The sequence below is a fragment of the Clostridium sp. LIBA-8841 genome (genome assembly GCF_057782475.1).
Window position 1 is genome coordinate 55727 of record NZ_CM173488.1, and the last position, 16774, is coordinate 72500.

Annotated in this window: 18 protein-coding genes, 1 tRNA gene and 1 other RNA gene (1 of these 20 only partly in view); 17 read left to right on the forward strand and 3 right to left on the reverse strand. The window is 28.2% G+C overall.

The features are described from left to right. The first annotated feature begins 172 nt into the window (after positions 1 to 172). The 4 genes from AC2A4K_RS00265 to brnQ all read left to right on the forward strand — a co-directional run bounded on the left by AC2A4K_RS00265 (position 173) and on the right by brnQ (position 2957). A tRNA-Ser gene (locus AC2A4K_RS00265) sits at positions 173 to 262 on the forward strand. A 2-nt stretch (positions 263 to 264) separates the two neighbouring features. Next, an RNA gene (gene ffs / locus AC2A4K_RS00270) (signal recognition particle sRNA large type) lies at positions 265 to 529 on the forward strand. A gap of 165 nt (positions 530 to 694) precedes the next feature. Next, on the forward strand, positions 695 to 1201 hold the full coding sequence (locus tag AC2A4K_RS00275) for a hypothetical protein (RefSeq protein WP_322505382.1): 507 nt from the start codon (positions 695 to 697) through the stop codon (positions 1199 to 1201). A 469-nt stretch (positions 1202 to 1670) separates the two neighbouring features. After that, positions 1671 to 2957 (forward strand): branched-chain amino acid transport system II carrier protein, encoded by a 1287-nt coding sequence (gene brnQ / locus AC2A4K_RS00280; RefSeq protein WP_322505383.1) that lies wholly within the window; start codon positions 1671 to 1673, stop codon positions 2955 to 2957. A 59-nt stretch (positions 2958 to 3016) separates the two neighbouring features. On the opposite strand, the gene AC2A4K_RS00285 is transcribed toward brnQ, so the two are convergent. Continuing rightward, positions 3017 to 3487, reverse strand: a complete 471-nt coding sequence (locus tag AC2A4K_RS00285) for a GNAT family N-acetyltransferase (protein ID WP_322505401.1) — start codon at positions 3485 to 3487, stop codon at positions 3017 to 3019. 243 nt (positions 3488 to 3730) lie between these two features. Continuing rightward, entirely contained in the window at positions 3731 to 4225 is a 495-nt protein-coding gene (locus tag AC2A4K_RS00290; protein ID WP_322505384.1) for a dihydrofolate reductase, read from the reverse strand. 189 nt (positions 4226 to 4414) lie between these two features. Between AC2A4K_RS00290 and dnaX the strand changes: the two genes are divergently transcribed. The 11 genes from dnaX (at position 4415) to AC2A4K_RS00345 (ending at position 13725) form a co-directional block, all read left to right on the forward strand. Further along, positions 4415 to 6061 (forward strand): DNA polymerase III subunit gamma/tau, encoded by a 1647-nt coding sequence (dnaX, locus tag AC2A4K_RS00295; RefSeq protein WP_322505385.1) that lies wholly within the window; start codon positions 4415 to 4417, stop codon positions 6059 to 6061. 111 nt (positions 6062 to 6172) lie between these two features. Beyond that, positions 6173 to 6511: a YbaB/EbfC family nucleoid-associated protein gene (locus tag AC2A4K_RS00300; protein WP_322505386.1), complete on the forward strand. Its 339-nt coding sequence runs from the start codon at positions 6173 to 6175 to the stop codon at positions 6509 to 6511. Positions 6512 to 6601: 90 nt separating this feature from the next. Further along, a complete protein-coding gene (gene recR / locus AC2A4K_RS00305; protein WP_322505387.1) occupies positions 6602 to 7198 on the forward strand; it encodes a recombination mediator RecR in 597 nt (198 codons plus the stop codon). Positions 7199 to 7281: 83 nt separating this feature from the next. Next, complete coding sequence (locus tag AC2A4K_RS00310; RefSeq protein ID WP_322505388.1) at positions 7282 to 7560, forward strand: YaaL family protein; 279 nt, start codon at positions 7282 to 7284, stop codon at positions 7558 to 7560. A 15-nt stretch (positions 7561 to 7575) separates the two neighbouring features. Beyond that, complete coding sequence (locus tag AC2A4K_RS00315; RefSeq protein ID WP_322505389.1) at positions 7576 to 7854, forward strand: pro-sigmaK processing inhibitor BofA family protein; 279 nt, start codon at positions 7576 to 7578, stop codon at positions 7852 to 7854. Positions 7855 to 8152: 298 nt separating this feature from the next. Further along, positions 8153 to 9532 carry a hypothetical protein gene (locus tag AC2A4K_RS00320; protein WP_322505390.1) on the forward strand — a complete coding sequence of 460 codons (1380 nt, stop codon included), beginning with the start codon at positions 8153 to 8155 and terminating at the stop codon, positions 9530 to 9532. A gap of 162 nt (positions 9533 to 9694) precedes the next feature. Next, complete coding sequence (locus AC2A4K_RS00325) at positions 9695 to 9874, forward strand: hypothetical protein (RefSeq protein ID WP_322505391.1); 180 nt, start codon at positions 9695 to 9697, stop codon at positions 9872 to 9874. Positions 9875 to 9943: 69 nt separating this feature from the next. Beyond that, a complete protein-coding gene (locus AC2A4K_RS00330; RefSeq protein WP_322505392.1) occupies positions 9944 to 10126 on the forward strand; it encodes a hypothetical protein in 183 nt (60 codons plus the stop codon). Positions 10127 to 10327: 201 nt separating this feature from the next. After that, positions 10328 to 11404 (forward strand): pyridoxal-phosphate-dependent aminotransferase family protein, encoded by a 1077-nt coding sequence (locus AC2A4K_RS00335; RefSeq protein WP_322505393.1) that lies wholly within the window; start codon positions 10328 to 10330, stop codon positions 11402 to 11404. A gap of 67 nt (positions 11405 to 11471) precedes the next feature. Then, positions 11472 to 12377 (forward strand): D-2-hydroxyacid dehydrogenase, encoded by a 906-nt coding sequence (locus AC2A4K_RS00340; protein WP_322505394.1) that lies wholly within the window; start codon positions 11472 to 11474, stop codon positions 12375 to 12377. Between the two features lie 118 nt (positions 12378 to 12495). Beyond that, positions 12496 to 13725: a DUF1015 domain-containing protein gene (locus tag AC2A4K_RS00345; RefSeq protein WP_322505395.1), complete on the forward strand. Its 1230-nt coding sequence runs from the start codon at positions 12496 to 12498 to the stop codon at positions 13723 to 13725. A 140-nt stretch (positions 13726 to 13865) separates the two neighbouring features. Here AC2A4K_RS00345 and AC2A4K_RS00350 read toward each other — a convergent pair whose 3' ends face one another. After that, positions 13866 to 14561, reverse strand: coding sequence for a 5'-methylthioadenosine/adenosylhomocysteine nucleosidase (locus tag AC2A4K_RS00350; protein WP_322505396.1), 696 nt, complete (start codon positions 14559 to 14561; stop codon positions 13866 to 13868). Between the two features lie 309 nt (positions 14562 to 14870). On the opposite strand from AC2A4K_RS00350, the gene AC2A4K_RS00355 reads away from it, so the two are divergent. Both AC2A4K_RS00355 and AC2A4K_RS00360 read left to right on the forward strand, forming a co-directional pair. Beyond that, positions 14871 to 15632 carry a tRNA threonylcarbamoyladenosine dehydratase gene (locus AC2A4K_RS00355; protein ID WP_322505397.1) on the forward strand — a complete coding sequence of 254 codons (762 nt, stop codon included), beginning with the start codon at positions 14871 to 14873 and terminating at the stop codon, positions 15630 to 15632. 404 nt (positions 15633 to 16036) lie between these two features. Next, positions 16037 to 16774, forward strand: the 5' portion of a protein-coding gene (locus tag AC2A4K_RS00360) for an MFS transporter (RefSeq protein ID WP_322505398.1). It continues 429 nt past the right edge of the window; only the first 738 of its 1167 coding nucleotides appear in the window; it begins with the start codon at positions 16037 to 16039; its stop codon lies beyond the right edge, outside the window.

Consider the following 16774-nt stretch of genomic DNA (forward strand, 5'->3'; position numbering starts at 1 on the left):
TATAGACTAATATGTATGAGCTCTTACTTATACATATTGGTTTTTTATTAAAAATTTTTATTTGAAGGAAAATTTGTTATAAAAATGGAATAATTATAATTAAATTTTCAGTATTGAATTGGTTAGATTTATATGTTAGAATGAAAAAGTATCATAAATTAATATTTATTATGGAGAGATGTCCGAGTGGTCGAAGGAGCACGCCTGGAACGCGTGTGTAGGGGAAACTCTACCGAGGGTTCAAATCCCTCTCTCTCCGCCATGCCGTGCTAGATGGGGAGTTAGCGGTGCCCTGTAACCTGCAATCCGCTACAGCAGGATCGAAGTCCTCATAGAGGCTCTAGCTTGTGGAGTCTGCCCTATGTAAGTGGTGTTGAGAGTTGGGCCCCACGCAATGAAAACCTGTGAACCTCGTCAGGTCCGGAAGGAAGCAGCGATAAGCAGTCATTTTCATGTGCCGTGGATCAGTCTGGCTTGAGCTAACTGCATAGGTAACGTTCATAAGCTATTGTCGAAGTGAGGTGCACGGTTTTATTATGTTTTTAAACTTTTAACTTATTTAGTTAAAAGTTTTTTTTATTTGTAAAATTATGTTTTCTATATATTTACAAATAGTTAATAAATAAACTTTAGACTTATTGGTATAATTATATACGTCAACTTACGATAAAAATGTAATTTTACGGAGGAGTTTATGGGAAAAAAAATTTTGGTAGGAATATTATCAGCGACTTTATCATTATTCATCCTTGGATGTGGAAGTGTAGGCGTTGAAAAGAATGTAACAAATAGTCCCGTAGAAAAAAGAAGCGAAGAAGAAAAACAGAAAAGTAAAGAAGAATATATAGACAAGCTTTCATCAACTATTGTTAATATAAGTGTAGATGGCTCAATAAATAATATGAGAACTATATCTGAAACAGGAGAATTAAATGATATTATGATTGAAGAGTTAAATAAATCAAACAACTTTTTTCAGTCTTTAGTTGATGATTTCACAAGTTTAAATGTTCCAGAGGAATTTGTTTCCTATAATGATGATATATTAAATAGTTTAAATGATGCTAAATCATCTTTAGAGGTATTAAAAAATTCTGAAAACAAAGAAGATATAAAAAATAATGCAAATAAATTTATTCAATCTAATAAAGAAATATCTCATATAATAGATAAGGTTTTATTATATTATGCTGGATGCTAAAAGTTTATATATTAAACTTAGATAATTAGGTTGTATCAAACTCTAACAACTAAATTTATAAATATGTTTTTATATTATTTATAGAATTTGTTGAATTATTTTGATATTATCTCATTATTTTTTATTGACTTTTTGCATTTAAGCAATTAAAATACTATTAACATAACAAATTAAAATTTTTGGAGAGTATGGTAAGATGAATAATTTAAACTTAACTAAGGCTTTACAATTAAATACCTTTTACTTTAGCTATTATAGTTAAGTTTGTGTTTATGATACATACGGAATCATAGATGCAAACTAAAAGTTTGTATCTATGATGGCTAAGTTTACAATGCATGTAGAGTCACATAGATAAACACTATGTGGCTTTTTTTAATCCTAGGCAACTAAGGCCACATAGTTTTACACTATGTGGCTTTTTTATATGAAAAATATAAATTAATTAGATTGGGGTTGTACAAAAGACATGAATAAAAAGAAAGATATATTAATAATAGGATTCGCTTTATTCTCTATATTCTTTGGAGCAGGAAATTTAATATTCCCTCCATACATAGGATTAACTTCAGGAAGTGAATGGTTAGTTAGTTTTTTAGGATTCATAATATCCGATGTAGGAATAATATTTTTATCAATTGTTGCTATTTCTAAAACAGGATCATTCCAAGGGGTAGCAGGAAAGGCTGGTAAAAAGTTTGGAATTACCTTAGAAGTTTTAATGATGCTTTGTTTAGGTCCTATACTGGTAGTTCCAAGAACTGCTGCAACAACATTTGAAATGAGTATATCACCTTTACTTAGTAACATTAATCCGTATTTATTCTCTATAGTATTCTTTTTAATAGTAATTATATTAACAATAAAACCTAATAAGGTTATGGACATAATAGGAAAAGTTCTAACACCTTTATTATTATTAGCATTAGCAGTATTAATAATAAAAGGAATTACTAATCCTATTGGAGAATTAGAAAAAGTTAATTCAGGGAAGTCATTTATGAATGGAATCACTCAAGGATATCAAACAATGGATGCCTTAGGAACTGGTGGAATTGTAGCTCTTGTTATGGCTTCGTTTGCTAGTAAAGGATATAAGGATAAAGGTGAAAAGAGAAGACTTACAATAAAATCTGCTTTAATTGCATGTATTGGACTTGCTATGGTTTATGGTGGATTGACATATTTAGGAGCTACAGCTTCAGCTTTATATGATAGTGGTATTTCTCAAACAACTTTACTTATGAATATAACTAACAGAGTATTAGGTTCTACAGGTACTATCATGTTAGCAATAGTGATAGGACTTGCATGTCTTACAACCGCTGTAGGATTAACTTCTGTTACTGCTAAGTACTTTGAAGATGTTACTAATAAAAAGTTAAAATATAAGCATATAGTAATAGCAATATGTATATTTAGTGCATTAGCTTCTAATTTAGGAGTAGATAAAATAATACAAATAGCAGTACCTATATTAAGTTTAATTTATCCAGTTTCTATATTATTAGTGATAATGAGTATATTTGGAAATTTCATTTCAAATAATGCGGTCATAAAGGGTGCAACTTATGTAACTCTTTTAATAAGTTTATTTACTGTAATTGATAGTTTAGGAATGAAAATTGCATTTGTTCATAAATTGCCTCTTGCAAACTTAGGATTTAACTGGGTTGTTCCAGCTATAGTTGGAGGATTAGTAGCAGGTTTAATATTTAAGAAAAGAGAAATTGTAGCTTTAGAAGAAGCTTGTTAAGTAATTAAATATAAAGTATATAAAAAACTAGGTAATATAAATTTACCTAGTTTTTTATTTTATAATTTACATTTATACCATACATCACAAGCATAGTGTTCTGTTTCTATTAATGGTTTATCAAGTTGTACAAAACCATGTTTTTTATAAAATTTATTTGCTGCAGTCATATTACTAAAAGTTTCAAGATAGCATTCTTTATAGTGTTTTTTTGCAAATTCTAAAGCTAACTTTAATAGTTCATTTGCAATTCCATTGCCTCTAGATTCTTTTAGACAATACATTTTTTGTAGTTCACATACATTGTCAACTCCATGTAAAGGACCAATACCGCAACCAGCAATTATTTTATTATTTTCTTCTACAACCCAATATTTAGATTTATCTTCTTGATAAACTTGAAAAAAACAACCTAAATTAGGATCAGACCAAGCACACCCAGGTTTATTAGCTCCAAATTCAATTAGACATGTTCGTATAAGTTCTTCTACTTGTTTATTATCCTTTTCTTGGATCTCTCTTATCATGATTCCTCCTAAAGTAATGTAGATTATTATTGTTTAATATTAGAATAATGTACTTTAAGCTAATATTTCATTCTGATTTTTAATAATTAATATTAAAAATAAAATTAATAAAATAACAAAAATAGCTTTTAGTAAAAAAATTTTTTTCTTATCTAATTTATTTATGTTTTTATCACAACTTGAATTGAATTTTTTTATTAAGTCATAAGGAATAAGCATTTATGATCACCTCTAAATAAATGATGACTAAATATATTTATTTTTTTTGTAATTTAAGAATTTAAACTCAATGTTATTCTCTTCATAAATAGGGCTTTCATAAGTCTTTATACAATTAGAATAATTTATTTCTGGAAAATAAGTATCCCCTTTAAATTCTTTTAAGACTTCAGTTATATATAATTTTGAGGAATATTTTAAAAGCTCAGAATATATTTTACCGCCACCTATTATAAAAACTTCTTCTTTACTATTTTCATACTCTTTAATTAATTTTTCTAAATCATTATAAATAATTACATCTTTATGGTCATAAGAAAAATCTTTATTTGTAGTTAATACTAAATGGGTTCTTCCAGGCAATACACAAGGAAGAGATTCAAAAGTTTTTCTTCCCATTAATATTTTTTTGCCCATAGTAAGTTCCTTGAATCTTTTTAAATCAGAAGGAATATTCCAGGGCATGGAATTATTAACCCCAATGATATTATTAATACTTTTGGCAACAATTATAGAAAACATATAAAAATCCTTTCAAGGTTAACTTAATTATATTACTAAGTTAATTATATAATATTTTAAAAAAAGAAAATATTAATCATGATATAATAGTTTAACTGAGAAAAAATATAAATCAAGTATAATAGGTATTATGGTTTGTTTTGATGTATAATAATTATATGTTAATGCAGGCTTAGAGAGGTGAATAATTTGGCATATAAAGCTTTGTATAGAGAGTGGAGACCACAAACTTTTCATGATGTTGTAGGTCAAGAACATATAACCACTACATTAAAAAATCAGATAATAAATGAAAGAACAGCTCATGCATATTTATTTTGTGGTACTAGAGGAACCGGTAAAACTTCTACAGCTAAGGTAATGGCTAAGGCTTTGAACTGTCTAGATTTAAAAGACGGAGAGCCTTGTAATCAGTGTGAGATGTGTAAAAAAATAAATGAAGGGTTAGCAATAGATATAACAGAACTTGATGCAGCTTCAAACAACGGGGTAGATAACATAAGAGATATAATTGACGATGTTCAATATCCACCTCAAGAAGCTAAATTTAAGGTTTATATAATGGATGAGGTTCACATGCTTTCTATTGGTGCAGTTAATGCATTTTTAAAAACTTTAGAAGAACCACCAAAGAATGTAGTATTTATACTAGCAACAACAGATCCTCAAAAACTACCTATAACTATACTATCAAGATGTCAGAGATTTGACTTTAAGAGAATTAGTAGAAAAGATATAACAGGAAGACTTAGAAAAATAGTTACAGAGCAAGGAATATTCTGTGATGATAAAAGTTTAGACCTTGTGGCAAGAGTATCTGATGGAGCTATGAGAGATTCCCTAAGCATATTAGATCAAGCTATTTCCATAGGGGATGGTAAGGTAGACTATGATGAATTAGTTTCTATGCTGGGTCTTGTAACTAATGATAATTTATTTAAAATAGTAGATTCTATAATAAAGAGAGACATAGAGAGTGCTATGGAAATCATAGAAGAATTAGTTCTTACAGGAAAGGATATGACTCTTTTCATAAAAGATTTAATAGTACATTATAGAAACTTGCTTATGATAAAGGTAACTTCAAACCCAGAAGAAGTTTTAGATACTGCAGAAGAAAATATCGAAAAGCTTAAAGTGCAAGGTGCTAAGTTAAAGGTTGAAGAAATCATGAGATGCATAAGGATTGTGCAAGAATGTGATGAAGATGCTAAGCTTAGTAAGCAGGCTAGAGTTTATTTAGAACTTGCTGTAATAAAAATGTGTAAAATCGAGTATGATACTTCTAAGGAAGTTATGCTTGCTAGGATAAATAAATTAGAGCAAATGATAAAGAGTGGCAATATAAAAGTTAATACTAATTTAGAGGCTGTTAAATCAGAAGTTTCTAATGAAACTATTAATAAAAATACTAATAATAACCTTAGACAACAAGTTGCTTCTCAAAGTTCAAATAATTATGAAGCTGTGAATGAAAATTCAACATTAACTCCTGAATACTTAAGAAAGGTTTGGAAAGATATTCTTGAAGCTTTTAAGAGTAGAGGAAAGTATATGGTGTACATAGCTTTAGCAAAAGGAATAAGCAATGTTTCTTGTAACAAAGGAGTCGTTGAGTTTAGATACACTTATGAATATAGACATAATAAAGAAAGACTTGAAAAGCATGATTTCTCTAAAATAGTAAATGATGTCTTTTCAGAAGTTTTAAAAGAGCCTGTAAGGGTTGTTTATAGTGTTGAACGAGGCACAGAACAAGAAAAAGCTGAAGAAGCAGATTTAGAAGCTAGACTTTCAGGAATAATGGGTGATGGACTAGAAATAGTCGAAGAATAGCATAAAAAAATAGTAACAAAAGAACACATAATCATATAATCTAATAATATAGTAAATTATTCAAAAATACTATATAATATTAAAGAGTTAATTTTTAAGGAGGATGTAAGTATGGCAAGAGGTGGATTTCCAGGCGGAATGGGAAATATGAATAATCTAATGAAGCAAGCACAAATGCTTCAAAAGCAAATGCAATCAATGCAAGAGGAAATCGAATCAACAGAATTCGAAGGTTCAGCTGGCGGTGGTGCAGTTGTTGCAAAAGTTAACGGAAAGAAAGAATTAATTGCACTTAATATAGAGCCAGAAGTTGTAGATCCAGATGATGTTGAAATGTTAGAAGATCTAGTTTTCTCAGCTGTTAAGCAAGCTTTACAAAAAGCTTCTGAAGAAACTTCAGAAAAGATGGGTAAATTAACTGGTGGAATGGGAATGCCAGGATTATTCTAATAGAGATACTTATTAAATTTCAAAACTCTGCTGAAATTTCTCAGCAGAGTTTTTTATAAATAGAGAGAATTAATTTAAGGAGGAAAAAGGATGGAATTTTATCCAGTAGCTATAGAAAAGTTAATTGAAGAGTTTGCTAAACTACCTAGTATAGGGAAAAAATCAGCTCAAAGATTAACTTTACATATTTTAAATTTACCAAAGGATGAGGTTGAGGAATTTGCCAATGCTTTAATAAAAGCAAGAGGAACTATAAAATATTGTTCAGTTTGTGGAAACTTTACAGATACAGATCCTTGTGCCATATGCTCAAATCCTAATAGAGAAAAGGATATAATATGTGTTGTGGAGCAACCTAAGGATATAATGACAATGGAAAAGGTTAAGGAGTTTAATGGATTATATCATGTTTTACATGGAACTATTTCTCCAATGCAAGGAAGAGGTCCACAAGATATAAGAATAAGAGAATTAGTAGCGAGAATGAGTGGAGATGTAAAGGAAGTTATAGTAGCAACAAATCCTACTATTGAAGGAGAAGCTACTGCTATGTATATTTCAAAAATATTAAAACCATTAGATGTTAAGGTTACTAGAATTGCAGCTGGAATACCTGTTGGTGGAGATTTAGAGTATGCAGATGAAGTAACTTTATCTAAAGCATTAGAGGGTAGAACAGTTATTTAAGTAAAAGTCAAAATTTTATAACACCGGAATATAACTTGGACATTTTGGATATAATTTCAAAAGAATAAGTTGGAGGTGTTGGTATGGATAAAAAGAAAATTTCTGATTACTTAATAAAAAAAATAGATTACTCAAATGAGGATGAAGAGATATTGAAAGCTATTGAGCAAACCATATTAGAAATGCAGGTTGCTAGGTCAGCTTTTCAAAATGCTTATGATGATAAACTTATAGATTCTTTAATATATAAAGAGCAAGACATTAATGCTAGATATGAATACCTCTTAAGAGAAGCTAAAAAAAGAGGTATAAAAGTTAGTTTAGAACATATATTTAAGAATGCCAAGATAAGTATAATTTAAAAAGGTGGTATGTTTATGGATATGGGAGCTTTATCGTTAGATGATATAATTCTTCTGATTATAGGTGTGCTTGTTGCAGTATTAATTTTAAAATTAATATTTGGATCAATGAAAAAGATAATAGGATTAGTTATTAACAGTATTTTTGGTGCTATACTGCTTATGATTGTTAATTATTTTGGAGCTTATTTTGGTATAACTATTGGAATAAATTTATTAACAGCTTTAATAGCAGGAATTTTAGGAATACCGGGAGTAATTTTAATGGTATTATTCCGATATTTTGTTAGATAATTGAAAAGTAATTTTACGAAAATTTATATTATAGAAATAAAAAAACAGGTGAAATCACCTGTTTTTTTATTTTTTTAGATGGGAGGAAACTTGCAAAGTAAGCAAGGAATGCATTAAGTACTTCTTCCTTTTCTAAGGAGAGGAGTAGTCAAAAAAATGAAGAAGCAATTAATCATTCTTTATATCAATATATGTTATGAAATAAAATTTGCTACTTAAATCAATAAAAAAAATCATAAAAATATTTATTTAAAAGTATAAATATAGAGAGTTTATACTTTTGCGAATGGAGATTTATATGAGAGTTTTATTAGATGATTTATTACTAAAGAAATATAGAGTAAGAGGAATTATAGCCCTAATAATTTTAGGAGTTTCTTCTTTCTTTTTAATGGGAAACTATCATACTATAAAATATTTTTCTCAAATAGATGGAGGAAATATTGATAGAACTATAATAAATACATGTTTTTCTATGAGTCATATAAATAAATTTATATTCTTTTTATTTTTAGTGTGGGTAGTTGGATTTTTATTTAAAGATAAAGAGGATGAAATAAGAGAAAATATTTCTATAGGAGGAGATAATATAAAAAAATATTTTATCTCTAAAGCTATACTTATTTATGGTGTTTCTTTAGGCGCTATATTAATCAACATATTAATCAAAATGATTTGTTATTTTCCTTATAAAGATATTTTTAGTATTGATAAGTTATTTATAAGTTCATTTTATTTTCTTACAATCGGAATACTATTTACTTCTATAATTTTTACTATGAATTTAATTGTTAAGGATAAACTATTAGCAGGAATATTACCAATATTTTTGGCGGATGGAATGATTATATTTTTTGCTATAAGTAGAATTTTGATTAGTGATAGGCTTAGTTGGATAAGAAACTTTTTAAATATGATTGGAGAACAAGTATTATTAGTATTTAAGTTATTGTTTTTAGATTTTGAGCCTAGTACATTTTCAGCTTTGAGGCAATCTTTACTTTTAATAATTTTATTATCAATATCAGCACTGTTGGTTTATCTTTCATATTTACTTATGAAAATAGTAAATGTTGAATATCTAAAAAGACCATATTTTTTTGAAATACCAAGGTATGTTATATATGTATTTATGAGCATGTTAGTTGGTTTTACAGTTATGACAGGTATAGGATATTTCTTTATAATGTTTATTCCAAGTATAAGTTATGTTAATGGAACATTTATAGTTAATATACTCTCTGTTGTTTCTATGGTTGGTATATTTATTTTCTTAGAAGCTTTATATAGAAAAAAAGTATTGGTAGAAGAAATAGAGGCATATGCTCAGGAAGAATCTAATGAAATACAACCCTATAGAGAAGAATTTATTGAGTTTGATGAAACTACTGGGCTTTTAGAAGAGGGTAAAGATATAAAAGAAAAAGAAATCTTCCAAGAGGAAGAAAACTCTCATAATAAAAATAAAATCTTAGAAAAAATAAGCAATTTTGATGTAGAGGAAGAGGAAATATTAAAGGATGAATTTAATAAGACATTTAAGAATATGGAATCTGAAAAAATAGACCATATTCAAGAAAATAAAATCTTAGAAGAGGATTTATACATTGATGATGTTGATGATATGCTAAAAAACTTTGTTTATGATGAGATAGAAAATGAGACTAATAAAGAATAGCAATAATCAAATTAAAATTAGTTTTAATTTTTATACTATATTAAAAAAAACAGCTAAATAATTAACCTTATATATAAATTTATTGATTAAAAACTTTATTTTAAAGAATTAATTAAAAGTGATATACTTAACTATATGTAAGATATAGGCAGGAGGGTTATTATGGCTGTTGGAACAAGTATAAATTGTAAGTATTGTATAGATTTTAAGAATAATAGATGTGATGGAACTGAGGAAAATTGTCTTTGTAGACTTTGTCCTAGAAACTTAGGTCAATGTATATGTGTAAAGTATTGTAGAGAAACAGAATCAGTTTTGTTTTGGAATGATGAAGAGGAATAAATTAGTATAAAAAAATCTTTCTTAGAAAATACTAAAAATATAGTATTGTTCTGAGAAAGGAGAATTTGTATGGCTATTAGTGAAGAATTTATAGATATAGCTGAAAATTGCGTTGATTATTCAGCTAGACATAGAGAAGCTGTATCTTCAATGAATTCTTGTAAAAGCTGTTTAAATTGTAGTAAGTTTCATAGTGGAACTTGCGAAAAAGAAATGGAGAATAAATTCAACATTTTACAGGATATGATTTAAGAATACTTTAAAGAGTTTTATTATTTAAATAATAAAACTCTTTTTATTTATAAAATTTTTTAAGTGAATGTTGATTTTTAGCAGGTCTTTCAGATTTGCTTAATTTCACGTAATATAAAAATTTTATTATCACCAATGAGGAAAATTTGTAATATACTATTAAATAAAATAATCGTTGAATAAACAAAGGGAGGGGATTAGATGCATAAGAAGTTATTTATACCAGGACCTGTCGAGGTAAGAGATGAGGTTCTAGAAAAAATGGCTACTCCTATGATTGGTCATAGAAGTAAAGAGGCATCTCAATTGCAAAGGAGAATAAGCGATAATTTAAGAAAGTTATTTTTTACTAACAATGAAATATTACTATCAACAACTTCAGGCAGTGGATTAATGGAGGGAGCTATAAGAAGTTGTACACTAAAGAAAGCAGCCGTTTTTTCTGTGGGTGCTTTTGGGGATAGATGGTATGAAATGGGGATAAGTAATAATGTTCCTGTGGATAAGTTTGAAGTTCCTTGGGGGAAGGGACTGGATGCAAAGTTAGTTGATTCAGTTCTTAAAATTGGTGAATATGACTTAATAACCGTGACTCATAATGAAACATCTACAGGAGTTATGAATGATTTAGAAGCGATAAGTAAAGTTCTTAAAAAATATCCAGATGTTATATTCTGCGTTGATGCAGTTAGTTCTGCAGGTGGAAGTAAGATTGAAGTTGATAAGTTTAACATAGATATATGTATTACTTCTTCACAAAAAGCTCTAGGACTTCCTCCAGGAATGGCAATATGTACATTTTCAGAAAAGGCTAAGGAAAGAGCAGAAAAAGTTAAGTTTAGAGGGACATATTTAGATTTATTAGCTTTATATAAATATATTAAAAAGAAAGATTATCAGTATCCATCAACACCTTCTATTTCACACATGTATGCTTTAGATTATCAATTAGACTATATATTAAATGTAGAAGGATTAGAAAATAGATTCAATAGACACATTGAGATGGCTAAGATAGTTAGAGAATGGGCAGAAAAATATTTTGAAATTTATCCTGAGAAAGGATACTATTCAAATACTCTTACAACCATAAAAAATAATAGGAATATAGATGTTGGGGCATTAAATAAAGAACTTGGGAAAAGAGGATTTCAGATATCTAATGGGTATGGAAAGCTAAAAGATGAGACATTTAGAATAGCGCATATGGCTGACTGCCAGGTTAAGGATATAAAAGAATTGTTAACTAATATAAATGATATTTTAGGATTAAAATAAATTTAAGCCCACACTGGTTAGTGTGGGCTTTTCTAATAAAAAATAATTTACAGGGGGCTGTTTGAGGATGTTAAAAATACTTTTAAATGATGGTTTAGATAAAGAAGCTATCAATAAATTGAAAAGCTTAGGTTATGAAGTTGATACTAATCACTATGATTTAGAAATATTGAAAGAAAAAATAAAAGATGTAGATTGCATAGTAATAAGATCTGCTACTAAAATAAGAAAAGATTTGATAGACGAGGCTGTTAAGGGAGGAAATTTAAAATTAATTATAAGAGGTGGCGTTGGAATTGACAATATAGATGTTAAATATGCTGAAGAAAAGGGTATAGAGGTAAGAAATACTCCTAATGCTAGTTCATCATCAGTTGCAGAATTAATATTAGCTCATATGTTTTCACTAGCGAGATTTTTAAATCAATCTAATATAACAATGAAATCAGGTCTTTGGAATAAAAAAAGTTATGTTGGAACTGAATTAGGAGGAAAAACTTTAGGGATAATAGGAATGGGGAGAATAGGAATAGAGTTAGCTAAAAAGTGTACAGCCTTAGGAATGAAAATAATATATTTTGATTTAATAAAGGTCGATTGTTCAAATAAAAATTATAAGCAAGTAGAATTTGATGAACTATTAAAAGAATCAGATTTTATTTCTATAAATATTTCAGGAACCAATTGTATAATTGGAAGTGAAGAATTAAAGAAAGTTAAAAATGGTGTATTTATAATAAATAGTTCTAGGGGTAAGGCACTAGATGAGAAAGCCATATTGGATAATTTGAATAATGGAACTTTAGGTGGAGTTGGATTAGATGTTTTTTGTGAGGAGCCAAGTAAGAATTTTGAATTAATAAACCATCCTAAAGTAAGTGTTACTCCTCATATTGGGGCTTCAACGAAGGAAGCTCAAGGAAAAATAGGAGAAGAAGTTGTTGAAATAATAAAAGAGGTTCTAGATAAATAAAAATTGAAGTATAGGCTCTATTTTAAGCTATTGTTGATTTTTAAGTAGAATTGTAAGAATATATTAATTTCAATATTTACTTAAAGCAGAGCCAGGTATAAAAGGGAGAGTGAGTAAAATGGTTAATATAAAAGCTTTTAGAGCTTTAAGACCAAAGTGTGATTTGGTAGAAAAGGTTGCGGCATTACCTTATGATGTTTTAGATAGAGAGGAAGCAAGAGAAATAGTTAAAAATAACGAGTTTTCATTTTTGAATGTTGATAAAGCTGAGGTTTATTTCCCAGGAAATGTTAGTGAATATTCAGAAGAAGTTTATAAAAAAGCAGGTGAAAATTTAGAAAACTTTATTAAGAATAAGGTATTTATAAAAGAAGAAAAGGACTGTTTATATGTTTATGAATTAAGTTTAAATGGGCAATCTCAAAAAGGAATTGTTTCATGCCTAGCTGTTGATGATTATTTAAATAACACTATAAAGAAGCATGAGTTTACAAGAGCTAAAAAAGAAGCAGATAGGATTAATCATATAAAGGCGTGTAATGCTCAAACTGGACCTATTTTTTTAACTTATAGGGATTCAGAAAAAATAAATAATAAGGTTTCACAGATATGTTCAGAAAAACCTTTATATGATTTTATTGCTGATGATGGAGTTTTTCATAGAGTTTGGAAAATAGATGATGAAGATATAATAAATGAAGTAATAAGTGATTTCAAAGAGGTTAACTCAGTATATATAGCAGATGGACACCATAGGTCTGAGGCTGCCGTTAAAGTATGTTTAGAAAGAAGAGAAGATGGTCAATGTTTACTGGAGGATGAGTGTAATTATTTCCTAGGAGTATTATTTCCTAAAACTCAACTGTCAATAATGGATTATAACAGAGTAGTTAGAGATTTAAATGGTTTAAGTGAAGAAGAATTCATATCAAAAATAGAAGATAAGTTTCAGGTTACTAAAGTTAATGAGGGAGAACAGTTTAAACCACAAAATAAAGGTGAATTTGGAATGTATTTAAATAATCAATGGTTCAAATTAAAATATCTTAGCAAAGAGGATGATGTTGTTAAGAATTTAGATGTATCAATACTTCAAAATAATATTTTAGAGCCTATTTTGGGAATAAGAGATGTAAGAAATGATGAAAGAATAGATTTTGTTGGTGGAATAAGAGGACTTAAAGAATTAGAAAAAAGAGTATATAAAGATATGAAGATTGCTTTTGCTCTTTATCCAACAAGCTTAGAAGAAGTAATGGAAATCTCAGATCAAGAACTAATAATGCCACCAAAATCAACCTGGTTTGAACCAAAACTAAGAAGTGGTATATTCATTCACGAAATATAATAAAAAAGTTTGTTAAGAGAGCAAAACTAATAAAATTTATAAAGAGAATATTTGCATAAATTCTTGATGAAATACAATTAATTCTCGGAATATATTTATCAATTTTATTAGCTATAAAGCTCCTAAACAAACTTTAAAGATTAAGCCATTTTTAAAATCATTGATTTTAATATTGAAGTAGAGTTTTTAACTCCGATTGCTGTGAATTCAGCAAAGTCCATATGTGCTCCATTATTTGCGTTATCAGATATTGATCTTATAACAACGAATGGAATATTATTTAAGTAACAAACGTGAGCTATACTTCCACCTTCCATTTCGCAAGCAGAAGCTCCGAATTCCTCTCCTAACCATCTAACTTTTTCAACGCTAGCAACGAATTGGTCTCCAGTAACGATTCTTCCAGTGAAGCTCTTTATATCTTCATTTTCTTTGCAAGCTTCTTCACAAAGCTCAACTAATTCTTTTGAACATTTGAAATCAAATGTATCTAATCTTGGGATTTGTCCTATAGGATCTCCAAAAGCAGAAGTATCCATATCGTATTGTACTAGTGAGTTAGCTATAACAACATCACCTGGGTATATTTCCATTCCTATACCACCAGCAACACCAACATTTATAACTTTATTAACTTTGTATTCACTTATTAATATTTGAGTACAAACGGCAGCGTTAACCTTACCTATACCACATACAACAGCTACAACTTCTTGACCCCAAAGAGTTCCTTGGTGAAAAGTCATGTTAGCTTTAGTATCTTTAGATTTTACTTCCATATCTTTTAAAAGAATTTCTAATTCTTCGCTCATAGCAGCTATGATTCCTAAAGTCATTTCTAACTCCTCCTTAAAATAAATTCATAAAGTTATTATATATTAAAAAAAGATGATATCATAGAAATTTAAATATTGGAATTATTTTAAGTAAATTTTGTAGATACATTGATATATTAAAGAATTCTGTGTTAATATACATGAAAAAACTTTATTTATAATCACTATAATGTATATAATATTAATGAATTTGTGTATTATCAAATAAGATTCTAGGGAATATATAGTTCTTTAGATACTTACTTTTAGAGTATTATTGGAAGATTAACATAGGGGAAATTTTATTAACTTAAGAAGGAGAGAAGTTTTATGTTACAACATTCATTGTCAAGAACAGAATTACTTATAGGTAAAGATGCTTTAGATAAATTAGCAAATAGCAAAGTTATGGTATTTGGAGTAGGTGGAGTAGGAAGTTTCACTGTAGAGGCATTAGCTAGAGCAGGAGTAGGAAATTTAATATTAGTTGATGACGATACTGTTTGTTTAACAAACTTAAACAGACAAATACATGCTACATATAAAACTGTAAGTAAAGATAAGGTAGAAGTTATGAAAGAAAGAGTTCTTTCAGTAAATAGAAAATGTAATGTGGAGACTATACAAGTTTTTGTTACTCCAGATAACTTAGAAGAAATAATTCCTGATGATGTAGATTACGTAGTAGATGCTATAGATACAGTTTCAGCTAAAATAGCTCTTGCTGTTTATTGTGAGCAAAAAGGAATAAAACTTATGAGTTCAATGGGAACAGGAAACAAATTAAATCCTGCTGAATTTAAAGTAACTGATATATATAAGACAAAGGTATGTCCTTTAGCTAAGGTAATGAGATATGAGCTAAGAAAAAGAGGCGTTAAGAAGTTAAAGGTTGTTTATTCAGAAGAAATGCCTAGAAAACCAAAGGTTGAAGATGTAGTTACTTGTAAAACAGGATGTGTTTGTACTGGTGGAACTAAAAAATGTGCTTCAAAGAGACAAATACCAGGAAGTATATCTTTTGTACCTCCAGTAGCAGGTATGATAATAGCATCAGAGGTAGTTAAAGACTTAATAAAAGAATATCTTTAATATAAAGAAAAAACATCTAAGTTTTCTTAGATGTTTTTCTTTTTTTATTTGGCTATATTTTAAACTATAATTGATTTTTAGATAGGTCTGAAGAATTATATAAAAATCAACATCCGCTTAAAGTATGGATTTTTGTTTAATATTAGAAATATTCTATATTTCATAAATATAAAGAACTTTTTAATTATTGTATTATGGGGATATTATTAAGTACTATTTAACTTTTTTATGGTATAATTTTTATGTTTTTATTTGATGGTTAGCTACTTTAAATCTATATTTTTAAAAGTATGTCAAGGTAGTAATAATATAGATTTGATTAAATTTCAAATTAAGCATGTTAAGCTCGATTTGAATTAAGGTCTAATTTTATTTATCGTAAAAAATAATAAGGAGAAATAATGATGAACAGTAAGAAAAAAAATTATGTTGCATTAGCTTTCCTATTTATAATGATGATATTAGCGGCTATAGTTGAAAATACAAAAGGTATATTCATACCTGTATTTAAACAAGAATTTGGAGTTAACGATAATACTATAAGTAATTTACTTATATCTACTTCAGCTGCATATATGGTATTAACATTTATAGGTGGAATGCTTTGCGAAAAGTTAGGACAGAAAAAAGTATTTTTAGGTGGATTAATGGTGATATTTTTATCACTTATATTTTTGTTTTTTACAAAAAATTATACAATGTTATATACAGGAATGGTAATAAGTAGTGCGGGAATAGCAATGGTTGCAATATCATGTAATACTGTTCTTCCTATACTAGCATTGACGGCCCAAAATGTAATAATGAATGTTATGCATGCTTGTTACGGGTTAGGCTCATCTGTTGGTCAAGGGCTTTTCGGTGCATTAACTGCTAGGGGAATAAACTGGAGAACTATATATTTTGCAGTGGGTATAATTTATTTAATAGTATTTATATGTTTTATATTCGTTAAGATTCCTAGAACAGAGGTAGTTAAAGAAAAAGATAAAATGACTATATTTGAAGCTTTGTCTAATAAATTAATAATTGCATACATGCTTGCATTAGGATTATATGTATTTACTGAACAAGGTATTTCAAACTGGTTCGTAAATTACATGAAATATGGATACAACATGAATGAACAAAAGGCAGGTATA

Excerpts from the sequence above, each read along its gene's own strand:
- AC2A4K_RS00275 (WP_322505382.1), top strand. The coding sequence starts at position 695 with ATGGGAAAAAAAATTTTGGTAGGAATATTATCAGCGACTTTATCATTA.
- brnQ (WP_322505383.1), top strand. The coding sequence starts at position 1,671 with ATGAATAAAAAGAAAGATATATTAATAATAGGATTCGCTTTATTCTCT.
- AC2A4K_RS00290 (WP_322505384.1), bottom strand. The coding sequence starts at position 4,225 with ATGTTTTCTATAATTGTTGCCAAAAGTATTAATAATATCATTGGGGTT.
- AC2A4K_RS00300 (WP_322505386.1), top strand. The coding sequence starts at position 6,173 with ATGGCAAGAGGTGGATTTCCAGGCGGAATGGGAAATATGAATAATCTA.
- recR (WP_322505387.1), top strand. The coding sequence starts at position 6,602 with ATGGAATTTTATCCAGTAGCTATAGAAAAGTTAATTGAAGAGTTTGCT.
- AC2A4K_RS00310 (WP_322505388.1), top strand. The coding sequence starts at position 7,282 with ATGGATAAAAAGAAAATTTCTGATTACTTAATAAAAAAAATAGATTAC.
- AC2A4K_RS00315 (WP_322505389.1), top strand. The coding sequence starts at position 7,576 with ATGGATATGGGAGCTTTATCGTTAGATGATATAATTCTTCTGATTATA.
- AC2A4K_RS00320 (WP_322505390.1), top strand. The coding sequence starts at position 8,153 with ATGAGAGTTTTATTAGATGATTTATTACTAAAGAAATATAGAGTAAGA.
- AC2A4K_RS00325 (WP_322505391.1), top strand. The coding sequence starts at position 9,695 with ATGGCTGTTGGAACAAGTATAAATTGTAAGTATTGTATAGATTTTAAG.
- AC2A4K_RS00330 (WP_322505392.1), top strand. The coding sequence starts at position 9,944 with ATGGCTATTAGTGAAGAATTTATAGATATAGCTGAAAATTGCGTTGAT.
- AC2A4K_RS00335 (WP_322505393.1), top strand. The coding sequence starts at position 10,328 with ATGCATAAGAAGTTATTTATACCAGGACCTGTCGAGGTAAGAGATGAG.
- AC2A4K_RS00340 (WP_322505394.1), top strand. The coding sequence starts at position 11,472 with ATGTTAAAAATACTTTTAAATGATGGTTTAGATAAAGAAGCTATCAAT.
- AC2A4K_RS00345 (WP_322505395.1), top strand. The coding sequence starts at position 12,496 with ATGGTTAATATAAAAGCTTTTAGAGCTTTAAGACCAAAGTGTGATTTG.
- AC2A4K_RS00350 (WP_322505396.1), bottom strand. The coding sequence starts at position 14,561 with ATGACTTTAGGAATCATAGCTGCTATGAGCGAAGAATTAGAAATTCTT.
- AC2A4K_RS00355 (WP_322505397.1), top strand. The coding sequence starts at position 14,871 with ATGTTACAACATTCATTGTCAAGAACAGAATTACTTATAGGTAAAGAT.